This is a genomic window from Vicinamibacterales bacterium (genome assembly GCA_041659285.1).
Lineage (GTDB): Bacteria > Acidobacteriota > Vicinamibacteria > Vicinamibacterales > UBA2999 > 12-FULL-67-14b.
This window is the reverse complement of record JBAZYO010000006.1, coordinates 323,091-345,817: the sequence shown is the minus strand read 5'-3', so window position 1 is coordinate 345,817 and position 22,727 is coordinate 323,091. Positions and strand designations below refer to the sequence as shown.

The window sequence follows — 22,727 nt, the reverse complement described above, 5'->3', positions numbered from 1 at the left end:
ATGGGACGGATGACGCGTATTGTCCATCCGCTCGTTCGCGACACTCACGGCGGCCCGCTTCGGCAGGCGACGTGGGACGAAGCGCTGAAGCGCGCCGCCTCGGGACTGGATGCCGTGCGCCGCGCGCATGGCGGCCAGGCCTTCGGCCTCTTCAGCTGCTCGAAAAGCACGAACGAGATGAACTACGCCGCGCAGAAGTTCGCGCGCGTGGTGATGGGCTCGAACAATCTGGACAGCTGCAACCGCACTTGACATGCCCCAAGCGTCGCCGGTCTGGCGATGGTATTCGGGATGGGAGGCAGTACCAGCTGTTATCAGGAGACTGAGGAAACGGACTGCATCCTCCTCTGGGGTTCCAACGCCAGGGAGACGCACCCGATCTTCTTTCACCACCTGCTCACGGGCGTGAAGCGCGGGGCGAAGCTCTATGCCATCGACCCGCGCCGCACCGCGTCGGCGCAGTGGGCCGACGTGTGGGCGGGCCTCGACGTCGGCACCGACATCGCGCTGTCGAACACCATGGCCCGCGAGATCATCGCCGGCGGGCTGGCCAACACCGAGTTCATCGAGCACGCCACCACCGGCTTCGACGACTACCGCGCGCTGGTCGAGCCGTGGACGCTCGAGCGCGGCGCCGCCGAAACCGGTGTCCCCGCCGCCACCATCCGGCAGATGGCGCACGCCTACGCCACCGCGCCGCGGGCGATGATCTGCTGGACCCTCGGCATCACCGAACACCACACCGCGGTGCACAACGTGCTGGCGTTGATCAACCTGGCGTTGTTGACGGGTCACGTCGGCCGCTGGGGATCGGGGCTCAATCCGCTGCGCGGCCAGAACAACGTGCAGGGCGGCGGCGACATGGGCGCGCTGCCCGATCGCCTGCCCGGCTTCCAGCACGTCGAGAACGACGAGGTCCGCGCCAGGTTCGATCGCCACTACGGTGTCGCGGTGCCGCCGAAGAAGGGCTTCCACCTGGCGGGCATGTTCGACGCGATGGAACGCGGCGACCTGCGCGCGGTCTACGTGATTGGTGAAAACCCGGTTCAGTCCGAGGCCGACCAGCATCGGGCGACGCGGCTGCTCGAGGGGCTCGAGATGCTCGTTGTGCAGGACATCTTCCTGACCGAGACGGCGCTGCGCGCCGACGTCGTGCTGCCCGCGGCCGCCGGTGCGTTCGAGTCGGAAGGCACCGTCACCAACAGCGAGCGTCGCGTCCAGCGCGTGCGGCGGACCCTGAATCCGCCCGGTGAGGCCCGCGAAGATCTGGCGATCATCTGCGACCTGGCGCGCCTGCTCGGACACGACTGGCAGCCCGACGCCGAGGCGATGTGGAACGAGCTGCGTGCGCTGTCGCCGATGCACGCCGGCATGAGCTACCAGCGCCTCGAGGAACGGACGGGCATTCAGTGGCCCTGCTACGACGACAACCACCCCGGTGAGTTGTTCCTGCACAGCCGGCTGTGGGAGCGCCCGGTGCGCGGGCCGCGGGCGCCGTTCTCGCTGGTGCGCCACGAGCTGCCGTTCGATCAACTGAACGAGGAGTTTCCGCTGCGGCTGACCACCGGCCGCCGGCTCGCGGAATACAACACCGGCGTGCAAACCGGCTCGTACGCGTCGCCGACGCGGCGGGGCGAGACCATCGATGTCTCGCCGGAGGACGCCAATCGCCTCGGGCTGGTGGAAGGCCAGCCGGTTCGCGTCACCTCGCGGCGCGGCGCGGTCATCGCGCCCGTGCACATCGACCACGCGCTGCGACCCGGCCTGACGTTCATGACGTTCCATTTTCCGGATGACGTGCCCACCAACATGCTGACCAACGACGCCATCGACCCGCTGGTGGGCACCGCGGAGTTCAAGGCCACGGCCATACGGATCGAGCAGGCCTGACATGGACCTTCACATCGTCGGGGCCGACGCGAGCGAAGCCGAACGGGCCGCAGTCGATCGGCTTCTCGGGCCGCCCGCCACTGGATGGGGGGGCGGCGCGCGGAACATCGAGCGCGACGGCCGCATGGCCATTGGCGGCCGGCAGGTGTCGGGCGAGCGCGACCTGCTGCTGCCGGTGTTCCATGCCGTGCAGGACGCCGTCGGCTGGATCAGCCACGGCGCGCTCAACTACATCTGCACACGCCTGTCGGTGCCCCCGGCGGAGGCCTGGGGCGTCGTCACGTTCTATCACCTGCTGGCAACTGAACCGCGCCCGGCCGCGGTGGCGCATGTGTGCGACGACATCGCCTGCCGGTTGAATGGCGCGGATCAAATGTGCCGCGATCTGGAAGCGCAAATGGGAGCGGCCGTCCACCGGTCGCCCTGTCTCGGGCAGTGCGACCGCGGGTCTGCCGCTCTCATCACTCGCGCCGGTCTTGCGCCGCAACGCTTCGTCATCAGCCCTGCCCCCACCGCCAAAGCCGTGATCGATGCGCTGGCCAACGACCGGCATGAAGGTGTTGCGCCACCTGCCGCACGTGGATCGAAGATCCTCAGGCGCGTCAACCAGGCCGCGCCCGGCCGCCTGGCCGACTATCAAAAACACGGCGGCTACACCGCGCTGACCAAGGCGATCGCGATCGGTGCGGCGGCGGTGATCGCGGAAGTGACCGCGGCGAAGCTGCTCGGACGCGGCGGCGCCGCGTTCCCGACCGGCCGCAAGTGGGACGCCGTGGCGCGCGAAGCCGCGCGGCCGCACTTCGTGGTCTGCAATGCCGACGAATCCGAGCCCGGCACGTTCAAGGATCGCGTGCTGATGGAGCAGGATCCGTTTGCCGTGATCGAGGCCATGACCATTTGCGGCCTGGCCACCGGCGCCGAGCGCGGGTTCATCTACATTCGCGGTGAGTATCCTGAGGCCGAGGCGGCGATCGGCGCGGCGATGGCGCAGGCGCGGGTCGCGGGGTTGCTCGGCCCGGACGTCGCCGGGGCGGGAGCGGCGTTCGACATCGAGATCCGGCGCGGCGGCGGCGCCTACATTTGTGGTGAAGAGACGGCGCTGTTCAACTCGATTGAGGGCCAACGCGGCGAGCCGCGCTCGAAGCCGCCGTTTCCCGCCCAGGTCGGTCTCTTCGGCAAGCCCACCGTGGTCAACAACGTCGAGACGCTCGTCAACGTGCTGGACATCCTGGTCGAGGGCGGGGCGTCGTGGGCGCGGACCGGGACGCCCGGTTCCACCGGTACGCGGCTGTTTTGCCTGTCTGGCCACGTGGCCCGGCCCGGCCTGTATGAAATTGAATGCGGCCAGACACTGCGGCACGCCATCGATCTCGCCGGCGGCATTCCCGAGGGCCGGGCGCTGCAGGCCGTCCTGCTCGGTGGCGCCGCTGGCACGTTCGTGGGGCCCGACACGCTCGACATGCCGCTGTCGTTCGAAGGCGCGCGCGCGGCCAACGCCACGCTCGGCTCCGGCGTGATCATGGTGTTCGACGAGACCGCCGATCTGAGGGACACCCTGGCGCGAATCGCGCAGTTCTTCCGCGACGAGTCATGCGGACAGTGCGTGCCCTGCCGCGTTGGCACGGTGCGACAAGCCGAACTGTTAGACAGTAGATCTGCGTCATCTGTGTTATCTGCGGCCCTGGTGGATTCGTCGGCGCCATCTGTCTTGCTATCTGAGTTGGGACAGGCCATGCGAGACGCCTCCATCTGCGGCCTTGGGCAAACGGCGGCGTCGGCCATCGAATCGGCGTTCGCCAACGTGCCTTCCCTCCAAGGACGGGTGAAACCATGAATGCTGACGCGATCTGGTTCCGCCTGCCGCCGCCCGCGGCGGTGATTCCCGCGCCGCCACCAGAGCCGGCGCCCGTCATGGTGGCGCTGACCATCGATGGCCGCTCGGTGGAGGCGCCCGCCGGTGCGACCCTGCTCGACGCCTGCAAAACGCTGGGCATCGACATCCCGACGCTGTGCTATCTCGAAACGCTGACGCCGGTGAACGCCTGCCGCGTGTGCATGGTGGAAGTGGAAGGCGCCCGCGTGCTGGCGCCGGCGTGCTCGCGCAAGGTCGAGGCGGGCATGGTTGTGAAGACCCGTTCGCCACGGGTCGATCTGTCGAGAAAAGTTGTTCTTGAGCTCTTGGGATCGTCCGTCGACTTGAGTACGGCCCCTGGCCTGGCTGAGATGATGGTGGAGTACGGGGCTCGTCCGGAACGATTCCAGGAGTCCCTGAATTCTGCGTCATCTGTGTCATCTGTGGCCCCGGTATCTGTGTCCTCTGTGGCTCAACCGGTCAAGGTGGACAACGAGCTGTACGTTCGCGACTATGGCAAATGTGTTCTGTGTTACAAGTGCGTGGAGGCCTGCGGCACCGATGCGCAGAACACCTTTGCCATCGCCGTGGCGGGGCGGGGATTCGCGGCGCACATCTCCACCGAACACGACGTGCCACTGCCGGATTCCGCGTGCGTCTACTGCGGCAACTGCATCGCCGTGTGCCCGACCGGCGCGCTGATGGCGACGCCGGAGTTCGAGTTGCGTCAGGCAGGGGAGTGGCGGCCAGAGACCCAGGCCGTAACCGATACGATTTGTGCTTACTGTGGTGTGGGCTGCACGCTCACCGTGCACGTCCAGGATCAGCAGATCGTCAAGGTCACGTCGCCATTCGATAACGACGTCACCCGTGGCAACCTGTGCGTGAAGGGCCGGTTCGGCTTCGAATACGTGAACCGCACAGATCAGGAGTAAACAGGAGATTAGAAGATCAGAAGAAATCTCTTCACAAGACTTCTCCTGATCTCTTGGACTCCTGTGGACTTGGGCTCTACTTGCCGGCGGCGCCGCCGTCTGCCGGCCGCCGGTCAACCCCGCCTTCGAGCATGTTCTCTTTCTGGTTGAGCACGATCACCTGGGCCGCGCCCTGGCCGCCGCCTTCCTGCACGGTGTGGCCCATGGCCTGCAGCATCTTGATGGTGTCGGCCGAGAACCCGAAGCGCTCGATGCTGATGCGATCCGGCAGCCACTGGTGGTGCATGCGGCCCGCATCGACGGCTTCCTGCGCGTTCATCCCGTAATCAATCACGTTGAGGATCGTCGTCAGGACGGTGTTGATGATGGTGCGGCCGCCGGGCGTGCCGGTGACCATGAACAACTGGCCGTCTTTGCTGATGATCGTCGGCGCCATGCTCGAGAGCATGCGCTTGCCGGCCCGAGCCAGGTTCGGGTTGGTGCCAATCAGGCCGCGCTCGTCGGTCAATCCCGGCGCGCCGTTGAAGTCGCCCATCTCGTTGTTGAGCAGGAACCCGGCGCCCGGCACGACGATGCGCGAGCCGTAGCCGTATTCGAGGGTGTAGGTCATCGCCACCGCGTTGCGCTTGGCGTCCACGATCGACAGGTGGGTCGTCTCGGGCGACTCGCTCGTCCACGTGAACGAGTTGGTGGCCGACTTCGAGGCCTTCTTCGGGTCGATGGTCTTGCGCAGGCCGGCGGCGTAATCCTTCGAGATCAACATCGGCAGCGGGATGTCCTTCTCGAAATCCGGGTCGGCCAGGTAGCGGGCACGATCGGCGAAGGCGCGGCGCATCGCTTCAGCGGTGTAGTGGATGTTCTGGGCCGAGCCGTAGCCGCCGGCCTTGAGGTCGTAGCCCTCGAGCACGTTCAACATCTGCACGATCGCCATGCCGCCCGAGCTCGGCGGCGGCATGCCGATGATGTCGTAGCCGCGGTAGGTGCCCTTCACCACGCCGCGCTTCTTGGCCTGGTAGGCCTTGAGGTCGCCGGCGGTGATGAGGCCGCCGTTGGCCTTCATTTCCTTCTCGATCAGCGCAGCCGTCTCGCCTTCGTAGAACCCGGCGGGGCCCTGGTCGGCAATGCGCGTCAGCGTGCGGGCGAGGTCGCCCTGCTTCAGGAGTTCGCCCGCCTGGTAGGGCGTGCCGTTCTTGGAGAACTGCGCCAGCGACGCCGGGTACTTCTTGAACTCCGGAATCATCGACTCGAGCGACCGCGCCAGGCCGTGCGAAATCTCGAAGCCGTCGCGCGCCAGCTTGATGGCCGGGGCCACCAGGTCCTTCCAGGGCTTCGAGCCGTGCTCCTTCCAGGCCAGGTGCAGGCCGGCGACCGTGCCGGGCACGCCGACCGACAGGTGGCTGTTGTGGTGCGTCTCGAAGTCGTACTTGCCGTCTTTCAGCCACATCTCCGGCGACGAGCGCGACGGCCCGACTTCGCGGAAGTCGTACGACACCGGCTCGCCGGTGGCCGGCCGATAGACGATGAAGCCGCCGCCGCCGATGTTGCCGGCGGTGGGGTGCGTCACGGCCATGGCGAAGGCGGTGGCCACAGCCGCGTCGATCGCGTTGCCGCCGCCCTTGATGACCTCAAAGCCAATCTGGGATGCGATGTCACTTTGGGTGATGACCATGCCCAGCTTGGCGCGGGCGGGGGTCGAACCGGCCTGAATCGTCAGGGACGACAGGGCGAGGGCGGCGAGCAGAACGACAAATGCGCGGCGTTTCATTTCAAGAGCCTCCGCGCGGAATTATAGTGCCTTCGACACCCCAGGCACCCCAGGCACCTTCGGCACCCCAGGCACCTTAGGCACCTTAGGCACCTAAGGCACCTTAGTCTTGATAGGCGTGTCGTCGCGGTTGCCCCATTCCTCCCAGGCGCCGTAGTAGTTGCGGAGCCTGGTCAGGTCGTGGCCGATCAACGCCAGCGTGAAGATGTCGTGCGACGCTCGCATGCCCACCTGGCAATACACCGTCACATCGTCCGATGGCACGACCCCTTTGTCGCGGTAAAGCTTCGTGATCTCCGCGGCCGGCTTGAAGGCCTTGGTCACCGGGTCCAGGGTGTCTTCCCAGTACACCGGCACCGACGACTCGATGTAGCCGCCGCGCTTGATGTTGCGGAGGTCCTTGCCGTCGATCTCGCCCTGCGTGCGCGCGTCGAGCAACTTGACACCGGGCTGGTTGATGGCCGCTTTCACTTCGTCGGCGGTGGCCACCTTCACGGTGCCGGGCTTCACCTTGAACGTGGCGGCGGCCGGCGCCGGGACCGCCGCGGTGGTGGCGCGTTGTTCGGCCGTCCACTTCACCCAGCCGCCATCGAGCAGCGCCACGTTCGAGTGGCCGTAATAGTTGAGGATCCACCACAGGCGCGCCGCGAAAATGCCGCCGCGCTCGTCGTAGGCAATCACCCGGGTGGTGTTCGAGATGCCCAGCCGCGACATCAGCGCCTCGAACTCCTGCGGCGTCGGCAGGAACGTGGGCGGCGCCTTCGGATTGCGAATCCAGTTGCTGTCCACGAACACGGCGTCCGGGATGTGCCCGGCGGCGTAGCCGCGGCCGCGGATGTCCACGATCCGGACGTTGGGATCGGTCAGATGCTGTGCGAGCCAGCCGGTATCCACGAGAAGGTCGGGGCGGGCGTAGCCGCCGGCGGATTGCGCGCCGAGGAGCAGGGCAAGCAGGAAGGCCATGCCGGTGATTGTAACGTCGGCCGCCGCTATCGGCCGTGTCAGAATGGCGGGAACGTCATGACATCGGCCGTTCCCGTCACCTCCAAGCTTCCAGATATTGGGCTCAGCATCTTCGCGGTGATGACCCGCCTGGCCAACGAGCACAAGGCCATCAACCTGTCGCAGGGCTTTCCCGACTTCGACTGCGACCCGGCCCTGGTGGACGCGGTGGCCAGGGCCATGCGCGAGGGCCACAACCAGTACGCGCCGATGCCCGGCGTGCTGGCGCTTCGCGAGACCGTCGCGGCCAAGGTCGAGCAGATCTATGGCCCGCGCTACGACCCGGCGACGGAAGTGCTGATTACGTCCGGCGCCACCGCCGGGTTGTACGCGACGCTGACCGCCCTGGTGCACCCGGGCGACGAGGTGGTGCTGTTCGAGCCGTGCTACGACTCGTACGTGCCGGTCATCCGGTTGAGCGGCGGTGTCCCGGTGTTCGTCAGCCTGCGCTATCCGGATTACGCCGTGAACTGGGACGAGGTCCGCCGCGCGATCACGCCGCGCACCCGCGCGATCCTCGTCAACACGCCGCACAACCCGACCGGGGCGATGTGGTCGGCGGATGACCTGCGGCAGTTGCAGTCGATCGTGGACGGCACCGGCATCATCCTGATTGGCGATGAAGTCTACGAGCACATCATCTTCGACGGCCGCCGGCACGAGAGCTTGCTGCGCTACGAAGGCCTGCGCTCGCGTTCGCTGGTGATCAGCTCATTCGGCAAGACGTTCCACACCACCGGGTGGAAAGTGGGCTACTGCGTTGGGCCGCAGGCGCTGATTGCGGAGGTGACGCGCGTGCACCAGTTCGTGACCTTCACCGTGCACACGCCGTCGCAGATCGCGTTCGCGGAGTTCGTGCGGCGTGATCCCGGCGCCAAAGACCTGTCGGGGTTCTACCAGCGGAAGCGCGACCTGTTCCTGCAACTGACGGCCGGCTCGCGCTTCCGGCCGCTGCCGTGCAGCGGCACCTACTTCCAGTTGCTGGACTACTCGGCGATCTCCAACGAGACCGACAAGGAGATTGCGCACCGGCTGATCGTCGAGCACGGCGTCGCGTCCATTCCCGTGTCGGCGTTCCTCTACAAGGACACCGGCGGCCCGGTGTTGCGGTTCTGCTTCGCGAAGCGTGACGAGACGCTGCGTGCCGCCGCCGAGCGTCTGCTCAAGGTGTGACCAGGGTTCCCGCGCCGTAACCTCGGCGAAGCCGGGCGCGCCTGGTTGTCTTAGCCGCAGATTACGCCGATTTCGCAGATTGGCTGGGGCCCGCGGACGCCGGCGAAGCCGGCGTCGAGCCACGCAGTAGAAGACGCGAATTGAGAGAGACACTCGGTAAATCGCAGGTCTCTCTCAATTCGCGTCTTCTGCTCCGTGGCAGCGGCCTACGGCCGCTCCGCGGGCCCGAGTCTCAATGCGAGTGCGCGCCAGCCGACATGGCTGAATCGGCGCAATCGGCGTAATCTGCGGCCAAAGCATTTGTCTTTAAAGGATGCGGCGAAGGTAGTGCTCCAGGCCTCGTGACTGGTTCCATTGCTTGGGATAACCGAGCGAGACCTCCTCGAATTTGACGCCGTCAATCTCACGCGACGACCGCATGTGCAGGTGTCCCGAGACGACGGCCTCGAAGTTGTAGCGGCGATGCCAATCGTTGGTGCGCATCGTGCCGCACCAGATCGAGAAGCGGGGAATCCGCGGCAGCACCGCGAGGTCGCGTCGCAGCGGGTAGTGGTTGGCGACAATCAACCGCGCATCCGGCGGCAGCGCGTCCAGGCGCGACTCGGTGGCGGCCACGCGGGCCGCGCACCACTCGTCGCAGGTGGGATAGGGATCGGGCGCCAGCAGGTCCTCGTCGGCCGAGCGCACGCCTGACGCCGCGGCCCAGGCAACGGCGTCCTCGCGCGTGATGTGGTCGGGCCGGAACGAGTAGTCGAACAGCAGGAAGGTCGGGACAATCGCGCGCAGCGGACCATCGCCCGGCCACCGTGCGTACGGATCTTCAGGAGTGAGCACGCCGTGCTTCCGGCACAGCGCGACCAGCCGTTGGTAGTGCGCGACCCCGCGCTGTTCCACCGGTAGCGTGTTCGGCGTCCACAGGTCGTGATTGCCCGGCGTCCAGATCACCTGGGCGAACTTCGGCCCCAGCGTTCGCAACACGAAATCCAGGTGCGCCGGCGTCTCGCCGGTGTCGCCGGCGACGATCAGCCAGTCGTCCGGAAACGCCGGCACGGCTTCCACGGCGCGGCGGTTCTCTTCGTAACCGACGTGCAGGTCACTGGTGGCCCAGAGTCTCACGGCGCGGGTTGCGGCACGACCGCGCGGATGCGGATCGGGAGGTCGGCGCCGGTGCGGCGGATCGCCAGGCCAAGGCGGTGCTGGGGCGTGGGCCAGCCCTGCTCGAACTGCCACGTGGCCGGGTCGTCTTGCAGCGACGGCTCGAAGGTGATCGCCGGCGCCCGGTCCGGCGAGAGATGGAAGGCGAAGTCGCCGAGCGGGAGCGCCAGGCCGAAGCCGCGGGCCTTGATGTAGGCCTCCTTCAGCGTCCAGTAATCGAAGAACACGCGCGCCTGCTCGTCTTCCGGCAACGCCTGCAGGGCGGCCACCTCAGCGGGGGCGAAGAACCGCGCCGCCACGTCGTGCGTCAGGCGGCGGCCGGCGTGCTCGACATCCACGCCCACCTCGCGCCCAATCGTGACCGCGCACGCAATCAGGCCGTCAGTGTGGGAGATGTTGAACCGAAGGTCGGGCACGCCCGCCGGCCGGTTGAGAATCTCCGGCCGGCCGTGGATGTTGGCGGTGAACTGCCAGGCGGCGGGTGGCACCGCCGAAGCGTATCGGGACAGCATGGTCCGCACCAGCGCGCGGGTGAGGAGGAAGCGATGCCGGTCGCGCTCGAATACGAAGCGCGCCATGCGCACGTGTTCGTCAGGGTTGAGCAGGGGCAGGTACTGGTCGAGCCGGGCCAGCGCCTCGGCGTTGTCGGTCAGCACCAGGTCGATGTGAACGGACCGCAGCGGCAGCAGCTCGATCACGCTGCCGCCCGCCCCCGCCGGCGAATCAGCACCACCGCGACCCCGGCCAGCACCGCGAGCGTGGCGAGGCCGATGCCGATCTCGGCGCCGTAGGCCTTCATCAGCTCAATGGCGTGCTCGCCGTAGACCACGGCGAGGTAGCCCTGCCCGAAGTAGCGGATGCCGCGGCCGATCAACACCGCCAGCGCGAAGCGCCACGGCGCCACCGAGGCCGCGCCGGCCAGCACCACGAACACCTTGAACGGCACCGGCGGCGGCAGCAGGGCCGGGACCACCACCGCGAGCAGGCCGAACCGCTGGTAGAGCCGCAGGGCGCGATCGACGTGCGAGCCCTTGAGCCACTTGCGGATGAACACCTCGCCGCCGCGCTGCGCCACGGTGAACAGCATGAAGCAGCCGAGCAGCGAGCCGGCCGTGGTCATGCCGGCATAGTACGGCATCAGTTCCGGGAACTTCGTGCTGAGCACGATGATCAGCAGGTCGTTGACCTGCGGGAACGAGAGGAACGACGAGTCGAGCACCGCGATGACGAACAGGCCGAGGCCACCCCACTCGGTGGCCCACCCCTGGATGGCGGCGATCAGTTGCGCGAGGATCATGGCGTGTCAGCCTCGAGCGGCGGGGCCACGGTATCGCGCGGGTACATGGCCAGGCCGGCGGTGGCGAAGATCAGGCTGCGGACGCGGCGGAAGAGCGCGAGTGTCCCGCCCCCCACCAGGCCAAGCGCCTTCACCACCGCCACGTTGGACGCCTCGAGCGCGCCGAGGTTGCCCGGGATGGCGCCGCCGGCGACGCTGGCCGACCGCGTGAAGGTTTCGACGATGGTCCCGACCCATGGGGAGATGGGCTGGCCGATGGCCCAGAACACCAGGTACACCTCCATCGCCATCAGCGCGTAACACGCCACGCTGAGGGCGACGAGCAATTCGATCCGGCGGGGATCGGTCCGCGCCAGTTTCAGGAACAGGTCCTCGACGGCGCTGATCGCATGCACGGTGCGGCCGCCGGCCCAGCGCCAGCCGGTGCGACGGTGAATGCCCTCGATCAACGGGCCGAAGTAGCGGCCCGTGCGCATCAGGAAGAGCAGTGATAAGACCAGGACCACGAGCGCCGTAATCGCAATGCCGCGGAACACGCCTTGCCACGCCGCCGGCAGCATGTCGGACGACACCGCCACGGCCGCGAACAGGCCGACGCCGACCACGCTCATGATGCCCATCGCCGTGCGCTCGAGCACCGACGCCGCCGCCGACACCACGGCGGGCACCTGGCCCATGAGCAGCACCACGCGGAGCGGTTCGCTGGCCACGCCGCGAATGGTGAAGTAGCCGACGCCGTCGGCGGCCAGGCGGACGCGGAACACGCGCCAGAACGACGGCCGATGCTCGGGCGGAAAGCAGATCCACCAGCCCGTGGCGCGCAGCAGGTGCCAGCCGACGCTGGGCAGCAGCACCAGTGGCAGCGCCAGGCCGATGGCGCGCGCCTCGCTCAGGGTTTCGTCGCGATCCAGCCCCATCATCGTGATGATGAACAGGGTGAAGCCCACCACGATGGCGATGAGCGAGATGACCTGCGGAACCGTCCGTTTCATCAGCGGAGGTTCTCGGGGATGACGCGCTCCACGATCACCGCGTCGCGCCAGACCCCGTCGAGCTTGCCGTGCTTTTCGTAGATGCCGACTTCGCGGAACCCGACCCGCGCCATCAGCCGGCGGCTGGCCGTGTTCTCGATGAAGATCCGCGACACCAGCTTCCAGAAGCCGGCCTTGGCGGCGGCGGCGATCAGGGCCTCCATCGCCACGAAGCCGGCGCCCTGCCCGCGCATCGCGCGCGAGACGTAGACCGAAAACTCGGCGATGCCGGCGTAGCAGTCGCGGTTACGATAGGTCGAGGTTGACGCGAACGCGACCACGCGCCCGCCCTCGGCCTCCACCACGACGATGGGATGGACGTCGTCGAACCACGCGCGCACGTCATCCACCGTGCGCGGACGGGTCTCGAAGGTGCCGACGCGGTCTTCGATGCCTTCGTTGTAGATTTGGGCAATCGCCGGGACATCACCCGGAGATGCCGCTCGTGCGGACAACGTCATGACAATAGGGAAGCACACATGTTAACCCGGACTGCCGCGCTGGTTCTCGCCCTCTGTGTAGGTTTCGTGTCGCTGGCGGAGGCGCAGCGCCGGCACCCGGTCAGTGGCCGCGTGCTGGCGCCGGTGATGGGCGTCGGCGGCGCCCCGTGGCTCGAGCGCCCGGAGCGGGAATCCGAAGAGGCGCCCTCCAAGGCGCTGGCGGCGCTCGACCTCAAACCGGGGATGGTGGTGGCTGACATCGGCGCCGGGTCCGGCTACTACACGTCGAGGATGTCCAAGCTGGTGGGCGCGACCGGCCGCGTGTATGCCACGGACATTCAGCCCGGCATGCTGGAACTGCTCACCCGCCGCATCCAGGCCGAGGGCCTGGCCAACGTCACGCCGGTGCTGGGCGGCATGGATGATCCCAAGCTGCCGCCCGGATCGATCGACCTGGCGATCATGGTGGACGTGTACCACGAGTTGCAGTCGCCGCAGCTGTTCCTCCAGCGCCTCCGCGGGGTGTTCAAGCCGGGCGGGCGGCTGGTACTGTTCGAGTTCCGCAAGGAAGACCCCCAGGTCCCCATCCTCCAGGTCCACAAGATGAGCGTGGCCGAAGTGAAGATGGAGTTGGAGGCCGAGGGCTTCATGCTCGACAAGGTCATCGACGTGCTGCCCTGGCAACACATCATCGTGTTGAGGGCCAAAAACTAATAGAATCCCGCGCATGCTCAAAGGCACAGCGCGGGAAGCCGCGGCGGAATTCTTCGGCACCTTCATCCTGATTGCGTTCGGCGCCGGCGTCGTGGCGCAAACGGTGCTCAGCAAAGACGCGAACGGGTCCTACCTTGCCATCAACATCGGCTGGGGCCTCGGCGTGATGCTCGGCATCTACACGTCGGCGGGCGTGTCGGGCGCCCACCTGAACCCCGCCGTCACGGTCGCCCTCGCCGTTCACCGCACCTTCCCCTGGATCAAGGTCATCCCATACGCGCTGGCGCAGACGGCTGGCGCCTTTGCCGCCTCCGCCCTCGTCTTCCTCACCTATCGCGAGGCGTTCACGGCGTTCGACGGCGGCGCGCGCATGATTGAAGGCGCCACGGCCACGGCCGGCATCTTCGCGACCTATCCGCAGCCGTATTTGTCGCTCGCCGGAGGGTTCGTGGATCAAGTGGTCGGGACCATGCTGTTGATGGCGGGCGTGCTGGCGGTGACGGACCAGCGCAACGTCGCGCCGCCGGCCTGGCTGACGGCGCCGCTGGTCGGCTTGCTGGTGGTCGCCATCGGCGTGGCGTTCGGCTTCAATGCCGGGTACGCGATCAACCCGGCGCGCGACCTTGGTCCGCGCCTGTTCACCGCCCTGGCGGGTTGGGGGCCGGGCGTCTTCACGGCGGGCGGCGGCTGGTGGTGGGTTCCGGTGGTGGCCCCGTGCGTGGGGGCGATCCTCGGCGCCTGGCTCTACGACGTCTTTATCAACAAGCACCACGTCGCGCCGGAGGCGGGTCGATGAGCCCTTCGACTTCGCTCAGGGCAGGTTCCTTTGTTCTCGCCCTTGACCAGGGCACCACGTCCAGCCGCGCGATTGTGTTCGATCGATCCGGCAAGGCCGTGGCGACGGCCCAGCAGGAGTTCCCGCAGATCTTCCCGGGTCCCGGGCACGTCGAGCACGACCCCGAGGCGATCTGGTCCACGCAGTTGCAGACCGCGCGCGACGCCATCAGCCGCGCCGGCATCACCGCCGCGGACCTGGCCGCGATCGGCGTCACCAATCAGCGCGAGACGACGGTGCTGTGGGACAAGGCCACCGGCAAGCCGATCGCCAATGCCATCGTCTGGCAGAGCCGCGTGACCGCGCCGATCTGCGATCGCCTCAAGGCCGATGGTCACGAGCCCACGTTCCGCAAGAAGACGGGCCTGGTCGTCGATGCCTATTTCTCGGGTACCAAGATCAAGCACCTGCTCGATTCGCATGATGGCCTGCGGGCCCGCGCCGCCAGAGGCGAGGTGTTGTTCGGCACCATCGATACCTTCCTGATCTGGCGCCTGACCGGCGGCCAGGTCCACGTCACCGACGTGAGCAACGCCAGCCGCACGTTGCTGTTCAACATCCACACGCTGCAGTGGGACGACGAGTTGCTGAAGCTGCTGGACGTGCCGCGCGCGATGTTGCCGGAGGTGAAGTCGTCCAGCGAGGTGTACGGCCACACGGATCCGTCGTTGTTCGGCGCCGCGATTCCCGTGGCCGGCGACGCCGGCGATCAGCAGGCGGCGCTCTTCGGTCAGGCCTGCTTCGAGGCGGGTTCCGCCAAGAACACCTACGGCACCGGGTGCTTCATGCTCCTCAACACCGGCACCAAGCCGGTGCCGTCGGAGAAGGGCCTGCTCACCACCGTGGCGTGGAAGATCGGCGGCGTCACCACCTACGCGCTCGAAGGCTCGGTGTTCGTGGCCGGCGCCGCGGTGCAGTGGCTGCGCGACGGCCTCAAGGCGATTGACTCCTCGGCCGACGTCGAGCGTCTGATGGCTGAAGTGCCCGACACGGATGGTGTCTATCTGGTGCCGGCGTTTGTCGGCCTTGGCGCGCCGTATTGGGATCCACGCGCCCGCGGCGTGATCGTGGGCCTGACGCGCAACACACAGATGGCGCACATCGCCCGCGCGGCTGTTGATGCGATGGCGTATCAAACGCGCGATGTGTTGGAAGTGATGCAGTTGGAGTCGGGCCTGCCGCTCACCACGCTGAAGGTCGACGGCGGCGCCGCCGCGAACGCCACGCTGCTGCAGTTCCAGGCTGATCTGCTCAATGTGACCGTACGGCGTCCGGTGGTGGCCGAGACCACGGCGCTCGGCGCCGCGTATCTCGCGGGCCTGGCCGTGGGCTACTGGAAGGGCCTGGACGACGTGGCCGCGAACTGGGCGCTCGATCGCGAGTTCCGTCCGTCGATGGACAAGGCCAAGAGCGAGAAGTTGTACGCGGGATGGAAGAAGGCGGTGGGGCGGTCGCTCGACTGGGAAGTGTAGGGGATGGCGGCATGGGCGATCGACTGATTGCCGGTTATTGGGTGACCGCGCCACTGGGCCAGAGTCGTCCGCTTGATGTGATCTTATATATCTGTATAATAAGATATATATACTAGAGAGCGTCCTCGAGTCGTGTCGGGGCGTCCCTAGTCGTCACACGTTGACGCACTCGGGCAATCGACTCCCTATGGCAACCAGCCAGCTCCAGACGTTTAAGGCCCAGTTCTTCCGGGCGCTCGCCCATCCGGTCCGCATCAAGATTCTCGAGATCCTGGCCCGCGGCGATCGGTCGGTCCAGGAACTCCAGGAGAGCCTGGGATTGGGTCAGCCGGTCGTGTCCCAGCAGTTGACGGTGCTGCGGAATCAGGGCCTCGTCACATCGCAGAAGCAGGGCGTGTCGGTGCGCTACGCGCTGCGAGACCCAACCATCAACGACCTGCTCGACGTGGCCCGTCGCATCTTCAACAATCATCTGGTCGATACCGGAGGAAAGCTCCGCGAAATGCGGCGGGAGGCCCGCCGGGGCTGACCAGCGAAGGCCCGCGCCAGGGCCCGTCGCTGTTGATATATTCAAATATCGTATTATATTAATACAACAGAGGGCGGGAGGATCGCCCCGGGCCGGCAATTGGGAGGGAGAGCGCGATGAATGAACTTCACCTATCGGTTCCAGACACGCGACGGATCGACGCCGCCGTAATCGACGGTTGCTCCTGCGCCGCCGACCCCGTACGAAGCTGTCCCGCCGGTCACGCCCTGACCCGCGCGCGCGTGAGACACCTGCGGCAATCGGCGTGGGTCGTGTTGACGGCGGGTGCCACTCCCATTGGTCTGGCAGCCTATCGGGCGGTCGACAGCGACGTGCGCGTGGTGCACGAATTCCTCGTCGATCGGACCCTGCCCGGCGCCGGCACCGCCCGCGCCGCCGAGTTGCTGCTGGCGTCGGTCGAACGCGTGGCCCGCGCCGATGGCATCGGCTGTTTGATGTTGCTGCTTGATGGCGATGAAGCCCTGGTGCCGTTCGAGCGGCACGGCTACACCGCCGTCGTCGTCGACCCGGCGGTGGCGTGGATGCGGAAAACGCTCGACCGGCCTGGCCGCGCGAACCAGAACCAGACGCACTGACACGGACTAGCACACCGATGAAAACGCTCCGTTATCCGCCGACGTCTGGCGGGATCAACCTCGAGGACATCAAGGCGCCTGATTACCTTGCCGTCGAGCTGGCCGTGAGCCCGCGGGCCGAAAAGGAGCTACGATGTGCCTTCCGACGCGGCAGTTTGACGAGGTGAATGGTCATGACAGATCGTCACAAGTCGGCGCCCCAGCCCCTCCCGATCGATCCGACTCAACGAAAGAGGATTGCCACTGTGTTGATCCTGCTGGCCGTGCTTGCCGTGATCGCCAGGATTGTCTCGACTGTCGCTCGATGAGCCGCGAGGGGCGCCGCTAGTGGACGACGCCGGGCAGGCGAAACCATGACGCCATTCGAGCCGACGATCGGCCCGCCCGCAGTGCTTGCACTCCGGTTTGCGGTCGTCGCGGTGACTCTGCTGGTGTGGCGGCGGCGCGCCGCGGCGCGTCGGGTCGCGTTCCTTGGATCCGCTCTGGCCTCGCTCGTCACCGGCCTGATGGCGGCGGATGTGCTGCGCACCGGCGTGCCGGTGGATGGGGTGCTGTTTGTCCAGCAGGCGTCCGGGTTCTCGTCGGCATATTCGGTGGACGGGCTGGCCGCCTGGTTCCTGGCGGTTCTGTCAATCGTCGCCGCGCCGATCGCGATCTTCAGCATCGGATATGTCGGGCATCCGCATCTCAGCCGGCGTTCGGTCTTTCTCGGGGTGGCGTTCAATCTGCTCGTCGGTGCCGTGGAGGTCGTGTTCACGGCCGCCGACGTGCTGACCTTCCTGGGCGCCTGGGAACTCATGACCCTGGTGACGGCGGCGCTCGTCGCCACCGATCACGAGGAGCGTGCGAGCCGGCGCGCCGCGTACCTTTACCTGGTGATGTCGCATGTCGCCACCGGCTGCCTGATCGCCGGGTTCATGACGCTGGCCGCCGCCTCGGGGTCGCTCTCGTTCTCCGCGATCCTGTCAGGCGAGGCCACGCCGGCACCGATGCGGCACTGGCTCTTCGCCCTCTTCTTCATCGGCTTCGGCCTGAAGGCGGGCATCGTGCCCCTCCACATCTGGCTCCCCGAAGCCCACCCGGCGGCGCCGTCCAGCATCTCCGCTCTGATGTCCGCCGTGCTCATCAAGACGGGGATCTACGGCATGGTGCGGGTCTGCGCGTTCGGTTTGGGCGTGCCGCGGCTGTCGTGGGGCGTGATCGTGGTGGTCGTCGGCGGGCTGTCGGCGGTGATGGGCGTGTTGTACGCCCTCATGCAGCACGATCTCAAGCGCTTGCTCGCGTACCACAGCATCGAGAACATCGGCATCATCCTGTTGGGGCTTGGCGCCGGGATGATCGGCCTGTCCTACGGCCGCGCCGATCTGGCCGCACTGGGGATCGCGGCCAGCCTCTACCACGTCCTCAATCACGCGATCTTCAAGGGGTTGCTGTTTCTTGGGGCCGGCGCCGTGGTGATGACCACCGGCACACGCCAGATCGAACACTTCGGGGGCTTGCTGCGCCGGATGCCGTGGACGGGGTTCTTCTTCCTGGTTGCGGCCATGGCGATTTCCGGTCTGCCACCCCTGAATGGCTTTGCCAGTGAATGGCTGGCCTTCCAGGCTCTTCTCTTCGGTTTCCGCGGGTCGTCCGAACCGCTGATCCACCTGCTGTTCCCGGTGAGCGGGGCCCTCCTCGCCCTGACGACCGCGCTGGCGGCGGCGTGTTTCGTGAAGGCCTTCGGCATCAGTTTCCTGGCGCTGCCGCGGAGCAATGAGGCCGCCACCGCGCACGAAGCCCCGGCGGTGATGCTCGTCCCACAGGCCTGGCTCGCGGCCTGGTGTGTCGGCCTAGGCGTGTTCCCGGGCGCGGTGCTCGCGACGATCGAAGGCGTGATGTCGTCACTGCCGGGCCTGCGTCCGTCACCCGGCCTGGCGCCCGGCGCGCTGGGGATGTCGTCGGGGCTCGAATCGTTCGACCACGTCATGCCGATCCTGCTCGGTGTGGCGCTCTTCTCCGGGCTTGCGCTGGCGGCCCTCCTGACGTCGCGGCGAGGCCTGGTGGCACGGCGAGTGCCGACGTGGGGATGTGGAGGCGTGCTGACGGCGCGCACCGAGTACACGGCGACGGCCTTCTCGAAACCGCTAATGATGATCTTCCGGGGCGTCTATCGTCCCACTCGCGCGGTCGACGCGTTGGCCGAGGTCTCGCCGTACTTCCCTCAGGAGGTTCGCTACCGCTCCGAGATCGAGCCGACCTTCGAGCGTTTCGTCTATGGCCCCCTCGTGCGAGCGGTGCTACGGGTGGCTGACGGCATGAAGGTGCTGCAGGCCGGAAGCCTTCACGCCTACCTCGCGTACGTGATTGCCCTGGTGGTTGGACTGGTTCTCACGGTGTGGTGGCAAAGTTGAGCGTGTTCGGTGTGGTGGCGGTTGGCGTGCCGGCGGCACTCGTGATTCGCCTGGTGACGATGGCGGTGACGATCGGGTTGGCGCGCCGTCCCAGGGTCGCGCGATGGACGGCGCTGCTGGGGTCGCTGCTGGCGTCGATGCTGACGATGGGCGTGGCCCTGTACGTGATCGGGTCGGGCCGTCCCGTCGAGGGCATCCTGGTGCATCACGGGGCATCCGGCATCGTGTTCAGCTACGCGGTGACGCCGTTGTCGGCCTGGTTCCTGATGGTCTTGGGATTGATCGCGGCGCCGGTCGCGCTCTACAGCGCCGGCTATTTTGCCCACGCCGTCGCCGCCGATCGCATCGCCGTTGTCGGCGCCGCGTTCAACCTGATGCTCGGCGCCGTTGAGGTCGTGTTCGTCGCCGACGGCGTGATCGTGTTCCTGTGCGCGTGGGAGTTGATGACCCTGGCGACGGCGGCGCTGGTGGCGACCGAACACGAGGCGCGCGCCAGCCGCAGTGCCGCCTACCTCTACCTGGTCATGTCGCACGTCGGCACCGGCTGCCTCGTCGCCGGGTTCCTGCTGCTCGCGGCGGCGTCCGGCTCGATGTCGTTTCCGGTCCTGCTGTCGGGGCACGTCGTGTCGGGGCCCCTGCGTGACGGCCTGTTCGTGCTGTTCTTCCTCGGGTTTGGCGTGAAGGCCGGCGTCATCCCGTTTCACATCTGGCTGCCAGAGGCCCATCCGGCGGCACCGAGCAGCATCTCAGCCCTGATGTCGGCCGTGCTCATCACTGCCGGGATCTACGGCCTCTACCGGGTGTGCGCGTTCGGCCTTGGCGTACCGGACGTCAGCTGGGCGTTCGCCTCCATGGTCGTCGGGATGGTGTCGGCGATCCTGGGGGTGCTCTACGCGCTCACCCAGAACGACCTCAAGCGCCTGCTTGCCTACAGCACGATCGAGAACTCGGGGATCATCGTCCTGGGCCTGGGGGCGGCGATGATGGCGATGGCGCAAGGCCAGCCTGCGCTGGCCAGCGTGGCAGTGGCCGCCAGCCTCACGCACGTGTTGAATCACGCCGTGTTCAAGGGGTTGCTGTTCCTGGGCGCAGGGAGCATCGTGATGGCAACCGGGACGCGCCAGCTCGAGCAGTTTGGCGGCCTGCTGCGGCGAATGCCGTGGACCGGGCTGTTCTTCCTGGTCGGAGCGCTGGCGATTTCAGGCCTGCCCTTCCTGAACGGGTTCCCGAGCGAGTGGCTGACGTTCCAGGCGCTCTTGCTCGGATTCAGCTCAACGCCTGGCCTGATGCGATTGAACTTCCCGGTGGCCGGGGCAATGCTGGCCCTGACCACCGCGCTGGCGGCGGCGTGTTTCGTCCGCGCGTTCGGTATCAGTTTTCTGGCCCTGCCGCGGAGCGCCGCCGCGGCGAACGCGGAGGAGTCGCCCGCCGTGATGCTCGCGCCGCAGGCGTTTCTCGCGGTGCTCTGCCTTGGGTTGGGTCTTCTGCCGGGTGTCGTGCTCGGGGCGCTGCAGGGCGTGATGGCGTCGCTCCCAGGGTTGCAGCCCGCGGCGCGGATGGCCGACGGAAGCCTCGGCATGGCGTCGGGCCTCACGTCGTTCGACCACGTGGCCCCCGCGGTCTTTGGCGTGGCGCTGCTTGGTGGCCTGGCCGTGGCTGGTCTGCTGACGGCGCGTCGCGGTCTGGCGGCCCGGCGGGTGCCGACGTGGGGCTGTGGCGGCGAGCTGACGGCGCAGAGCGAATATTCGGCGACGGCGTTCTCGAAGCCGATGACGATGATCTTCCGGGCGGTTTATCGGCCCACGCGCACGGTCGACGCGCTGGGGGAGGTGTCACCGTACTTTCCGCGCGAGGTGCACTACCGCTCCGAAATTGAGCCGACCTTCGAACGGTATGTCTATGGCCCGCTGGTGCGCGCGGTCGTCCGGGCGGCGACCGGCATGAAAGTGCTGCAAGCCGGCAGCCTCCACGCCTACCTGGCGTACGTGCTGGTGCTGGCGGTCATCCTGCTGATGTGGCTTGGAGGAACGGCGTGATGGCATCGAATCCCGATGCGGTGGCGGCGATAGCCGGGGCGGTCCTGCAGATCGCAGGTCTGCTTGCCGTGGCACCACTGCTCAAGACCGCGATCAAGAAGATGAAGGCGCGGCTCCAGAACCGCCAGGGGCCGCCGCTAATGCAGGGCTACTACGACCTGGCCAAACTGCTGCGCAAGGAGACGGTCCGATCCGAGACCGCGTCGTGGGTCTTCGTGGCAGGGCCCCGCGTCTACTTCGCGGCGGCCCTGGCCGCCACCACGCTGGTGCCCGTGCTCGTCGCCGCGGCGCCGCTCGAGGCCGCCGGCGGCATCCTGCTGCTGGTCGGCACGCTTGCACTCGGGCGCTTTGCGCTGGCGACAGCCGCGCTCGACACGGGCAGCCCCTTCGGCGGCATGGGCTCGAGCCGCGACATGACCATCGCCGCACTCGCCGAGCCCGCCCTCATGCTGGGGTTGTTCGCCTCGGCGCTGGCTGCCGGTTCCATGAACCTCGGCGTGCTCGTCCGCAGCCTGGTGGAGCACGGGCCATCGTGGCATCCGAGCGACCTGCTGGCCTTCGCCGGCCTCTTCATCATCGTGATCGCCGAGACCGGCCGCATTCCCGTGGACAACCCCGCCACCCACCTCGAGTTGACGATGATCCACGAGGCGATGGTCCTTGAGTACGCCGGACCCGACCTCGCGCTGGTCGAGTGGGCGTCGGCGGTCAAGGAGTTGCTGTACCTCACACTCCTGGTGGACCTGTTCATGCCGGTGGGAATTGCGACGAACCTCGCGCCGGGGGCGGTGGCAGTGGCGTTCCTGGCGTGGGGCGGAAAGGTGCTGTTGCTGGCGGTGGCCGTGACCATCGCCGAAAGCACCAACGCGAAGCTCCGCCTGTTCCGTGTTCCGGAGCTGGTCTCCATTTCCCTGGGCCTGGCGTTTCTGGCGCTGGCGATCCGATTCCTGTGAGGCCTTGCGTATGAGCGCGAATGTGTTGATTCTGTGCGCCGCCGGCATGCTGGTGAGCGCCTACCTGATGGTGGGCCAGAAGGCCTTGTTCACCGCGATCAGGCTCTATGGCGCCCAGTCGCTGCTGCTGGGCATTGTCGCCGCGACCATGGCGATCTCCGAAGGCCGGCCCGAGCTGTTCGTCACGGCGGTCCTGACCGTGGCGCTGAAGGCCCTGCTGATCCCGTGGTTTCTGATGAGGATGGTGGATCGCATCGGCATTCACCGCGAGATCGAGCCCTTTCTCAACGTCCCGGCCTCGTTGCTGGTCTGCCTGGGCCTCACCGTGGTCGGCTACCGGGTGAGCACGGGCTTTGAAGCGGGCGCGCGCGGGGTGAGCCACCACCTGATCGGCGTCGCCATGTCGCTGCTGTTGATCGGCCTGTTCCTGATGGTGACGCGCAAGAAGGCGATCACCCAGATTCTGGCGCTGATGACGGTGGAGAACGCGGTCTTCCTGGTGGCTGTGGGCGTCACCTCCGGCATGCCTCTCATCGTCGAGTTGGGAATTTCGTTCGACGTGATTCTTGCGGTGCTGGTCCTCGGCGTCCTGGTCCAGCGCATCGTCGGCCGGTTCGAGTCGATGGACGTGAGCCGTCTGTCGAAGCTGAAAGGGTAGT

Annotated in this window: 20 protein-coding genes; 13 read left to right on the top strand and 7 right to left on the bottom strand. The window is 67.2% G+C overall.

Going from position 1 to position 22,727, the window contains the following annotated elements:
• From WC815_12420 to WC815_12410, 3 genes are read left to right on the top strand one after another with little or no spacing between them, the layout of a single operon-like run.
• Complete coding sequence (locus WC815_12420) at positions 1–1,890, top strand: molybdopterin-dependent oxidoreductase (GenBank protein ID MFA5909576.1); 1,890 nt, start codon at positions 1–3, stop codon at positions 1,888–1,890.
• A 1-nt stretch (position 1,891) separates the two neighbouring features.
• Complete coding sequence (locus WC815_12415; GenBank protein MFA5909575.1) at positions 1,892–3,724, top strand: NAD(P)H-dependent oxidoreductase subunit E; 1,833 nt, start codon at positions 1,892–1,894, stop codon at positions 3,722–3,724.
• On the top strand, positions 3,721–4,677 hold the full coding sequence (locus tag WC815_12410; protein ID MFA5909574.1) for a 2Fe-2S iron-sulfur cluster-binding protein: 957 nt from the start codon (positions 3,721–3,723) through the stop codon (positions 4,675–4,677). The genes WC815_12415 and WC815_12410 overlap by 4 nt, the downstream gene beginning before the upstream one ends.
• A 76-nt stretch (positions 4,678–4,753) precedes the next feature.
• Here WC815_12410 and ggt read toward each other — a convergent pair whose 3' ends face one another.
• Positions 4,754–6,442, bottom strand: coding sequence for a gamma-glutamyltransferase (ggt, locus tag WC815_12405; GenBank protein MFA5909573.1), 1,689 nt, complete (start codon positions 6,440–6,442; stop codon positions 4,754–4,756).
• A 93-nt stretch (positions 6,443–6,535) separates the two neighbouring features.
• Complete coding sequence (locus tag WC815_12400) at positions 6,536–7,405, bottom strand: sulfurtransferase (GenBank protein ID MFA5909572.1); 870 nt, start codon at positions 7,403–7,405, stop codon at positions 6,536–6,538.
• Positions 7,406–7,462: 57 nt separating this feature from the next.
• On the opposite strand from WC815_12400, the gene WC815_12395 reads away from it, so the two are divergent.
• A complete protein-coding gene (locus WC815_12395) occupies positions 7,463–8,617 on the top strand; it encodes a methionine aminotransferase (protein MFA5909571.1) in 1,155 nt (384 codons plus the stop codon).
• 306 nt (positions 8,618–8,923) lie between these two features.
• On the opposite strand, the gene WC815_12390 is transcribed toward WC815_12395, so the two are convergent.
• The 5 genes from WC815_12390 to WC815_12370 are packed head-to-tail and all read right to left on the bottom strand — an operon-like array spanning position 8,924 to position 12,561.
• Positions 8,924–9,733, bottom strand: coding sequence for a metallophosphoesterase (locus WC815_12390; GenBank protein ID MFA5909570.1), 810 nt, complete (start codon positions 9,731–9,733; stop codon positions 8,924–8,926).
• A complete protein-coding gene (locus tag WC815_12385; protein ID MFA5909569.1) occupies positions 9,730–10,470 on the bottom strand; it encodes a 4'-phosphopantetheinyl transferase superfamily protein in 741 nt (246 codons plus the stop codon). Before WC815_12385 ends, WC815_12390 begins: the two co-directional genes overlap by 4 nt.
• Positions 10,467–11,069 carry a VTT domain-containing protein gene (locus WC815_12380; GenBank protein ID MFA5909568.1) on the bottom strand — a complete coding sequence of 201 codons (603 nt, stop codon included), beginning with the start codon at positions 11,067–11,069 and terminating at the stop codon, positions 10,467–10,469. The genes WC815_12385 and WC815_12380 overlap by 4 nt, the downstream gene beginning before the upstream one ends.
• Positions 11,066–12,061, bottom strand: a complete 996-nt coding sequence (locus WC815_12375; protein ID MFA5909567.1) for a lysylphosphatidylglycerol synthase transmembrane domain-containing protein — start codon at positions 12,059–12,061, stop codon at positions 11,066–11,068. The genes WC815_12380 and WC815_12375 overlap by 4 nt, the downstream gene beginning before the upstream one ends.
• Complete coding sequence (locus tag WC815_12370) at positions 12,061–12,561, bottom strand: arsinothricin resistance N-acetyltransferase ArsN1 family A (GenBank protein ID MFA5909566.1); 501 nt, start codon at positions 12,559–12,561, stop codon at positions 12,061–12,063. Before WC815_12370 ends, WC815_12375 begins: the two co-directional genes overlap by 1 nt.
• A gap of 18 nt (positions 12,562–12,579) precedes the next feature.
• Between WC815_12370 and WC815_12365 the strand changes: the two genes are divergently transcribed.
• The 9 genes from WC815_12365 (at position 12,580) to WC815_12325 (ending at position 22,726) form a co-directional block, all read left to right on the top strand.
• Positions 12,580–13,254 (top strand): methyltransferase domain-containing protein, encoded by a 675-nt coding sequence (locus tag WC815_12365; protein MFA5909565.1) that lies wholly within the window; start codon positions 12,580–12,582, stop codon positions 13,252–13,254.
• A gap of 13 nt (positions 13,255–13,267) precedes the next feature.
• On the top strand, positions 13,268–14,050 hold the full coding sequence (locus WC815_12360; protein MFA5909564.1) for an MIP family channel protein: 783 nt from the start codon (positions 13,268–13,270) through the stop codon (positions 14,048–14,050).
• Entirely contained in the window at positions 14,047–15,561 is a 1,515-nt protein-coding gene (glpK, locus tag WC815_12355) for a glycerol kinase GlpK (GenBank protein ID MFA5909563.1), read from the top strand. Before WC815_12360 ends, glpK begins: the two co-directional genes overlap by 4 nt.
• 187 nt (positions 15,562–15,748) lie before the next feature.
• Positions 15,749–16,090 (top strand): metalloregulator ArsR/SmtB family transcription factor, encoded by a 342-nt coding sequence (locus WC815_12350; protein MFA5909562.1) that lies wholly within the window; start codon positions 15,749–15,751, stop codon positions 16,088–16,090.
• A gap of 116 nt (positions 16,091–16,206) precedes the next feature.
• The gene (locus WC815_12345) at positions 16,207–16,686 is read left to right on the top strand and encodes a hypothetical protein (GenBank protein MFA5909561.1); all 480 of its coding nucleotides are present in this window, start codon (positions 16,207–16,209) and stop codon (positions 16,684–16,686) included.
• Between the two features lie 353 nt (positions 16,687–17,039).
• The gene (locus WC815_12340; GenBank protein MFA5909560.1) at positions 17,040–19,079 is read left to right on the top strand and encodes a proton-conducting transporter membrane subunit; all 2,040 of its coding nucleotides are present in this window, start codon (positions 17,040–17,042) and stop codon (positions 19,077–19,079) included.
• 2 nt (positions 19,080–19,081) lie between these two features.
• Complete coding sequence (locus WC815_12335; GenBank protein MFA5909559.1) at positions 19,082–21,115, top strand: proton-conducting transporter membrane subunit; 2,034 nt, start codon at positions 19,082–19,084, stop codon at positions 21,113–21,115.
• Positions 21,115–22,068 (top strand): NADH-quinone oxidoreductase subunit H, encoded by a 954-nt coding sequence (locus WC815_12330; protein MFA5909558.1) that lies wholly within the window; start codon positions 21,115–21,117, stop codon positions 22,066–22,068. Before WC815_12335 ends, WC815_12330 begins: the two co-directional genes overlap by 1 nt.
• Before the next feature lie 22 nt (positions 22,069–22,090).
• The gene (locus WC815_12325; protein ID MFA5909557.1) at positions 22,091–22,726 is read left to right on the top strand and encodes a hypothetical protein; all 636 of its coding nucleotides are present in this window, start codon (positions 22,091–22,093) and stop codon (positions 22,724–22,726) included.
• Position 22,727 lies beyond the last annotated feature (1 nt).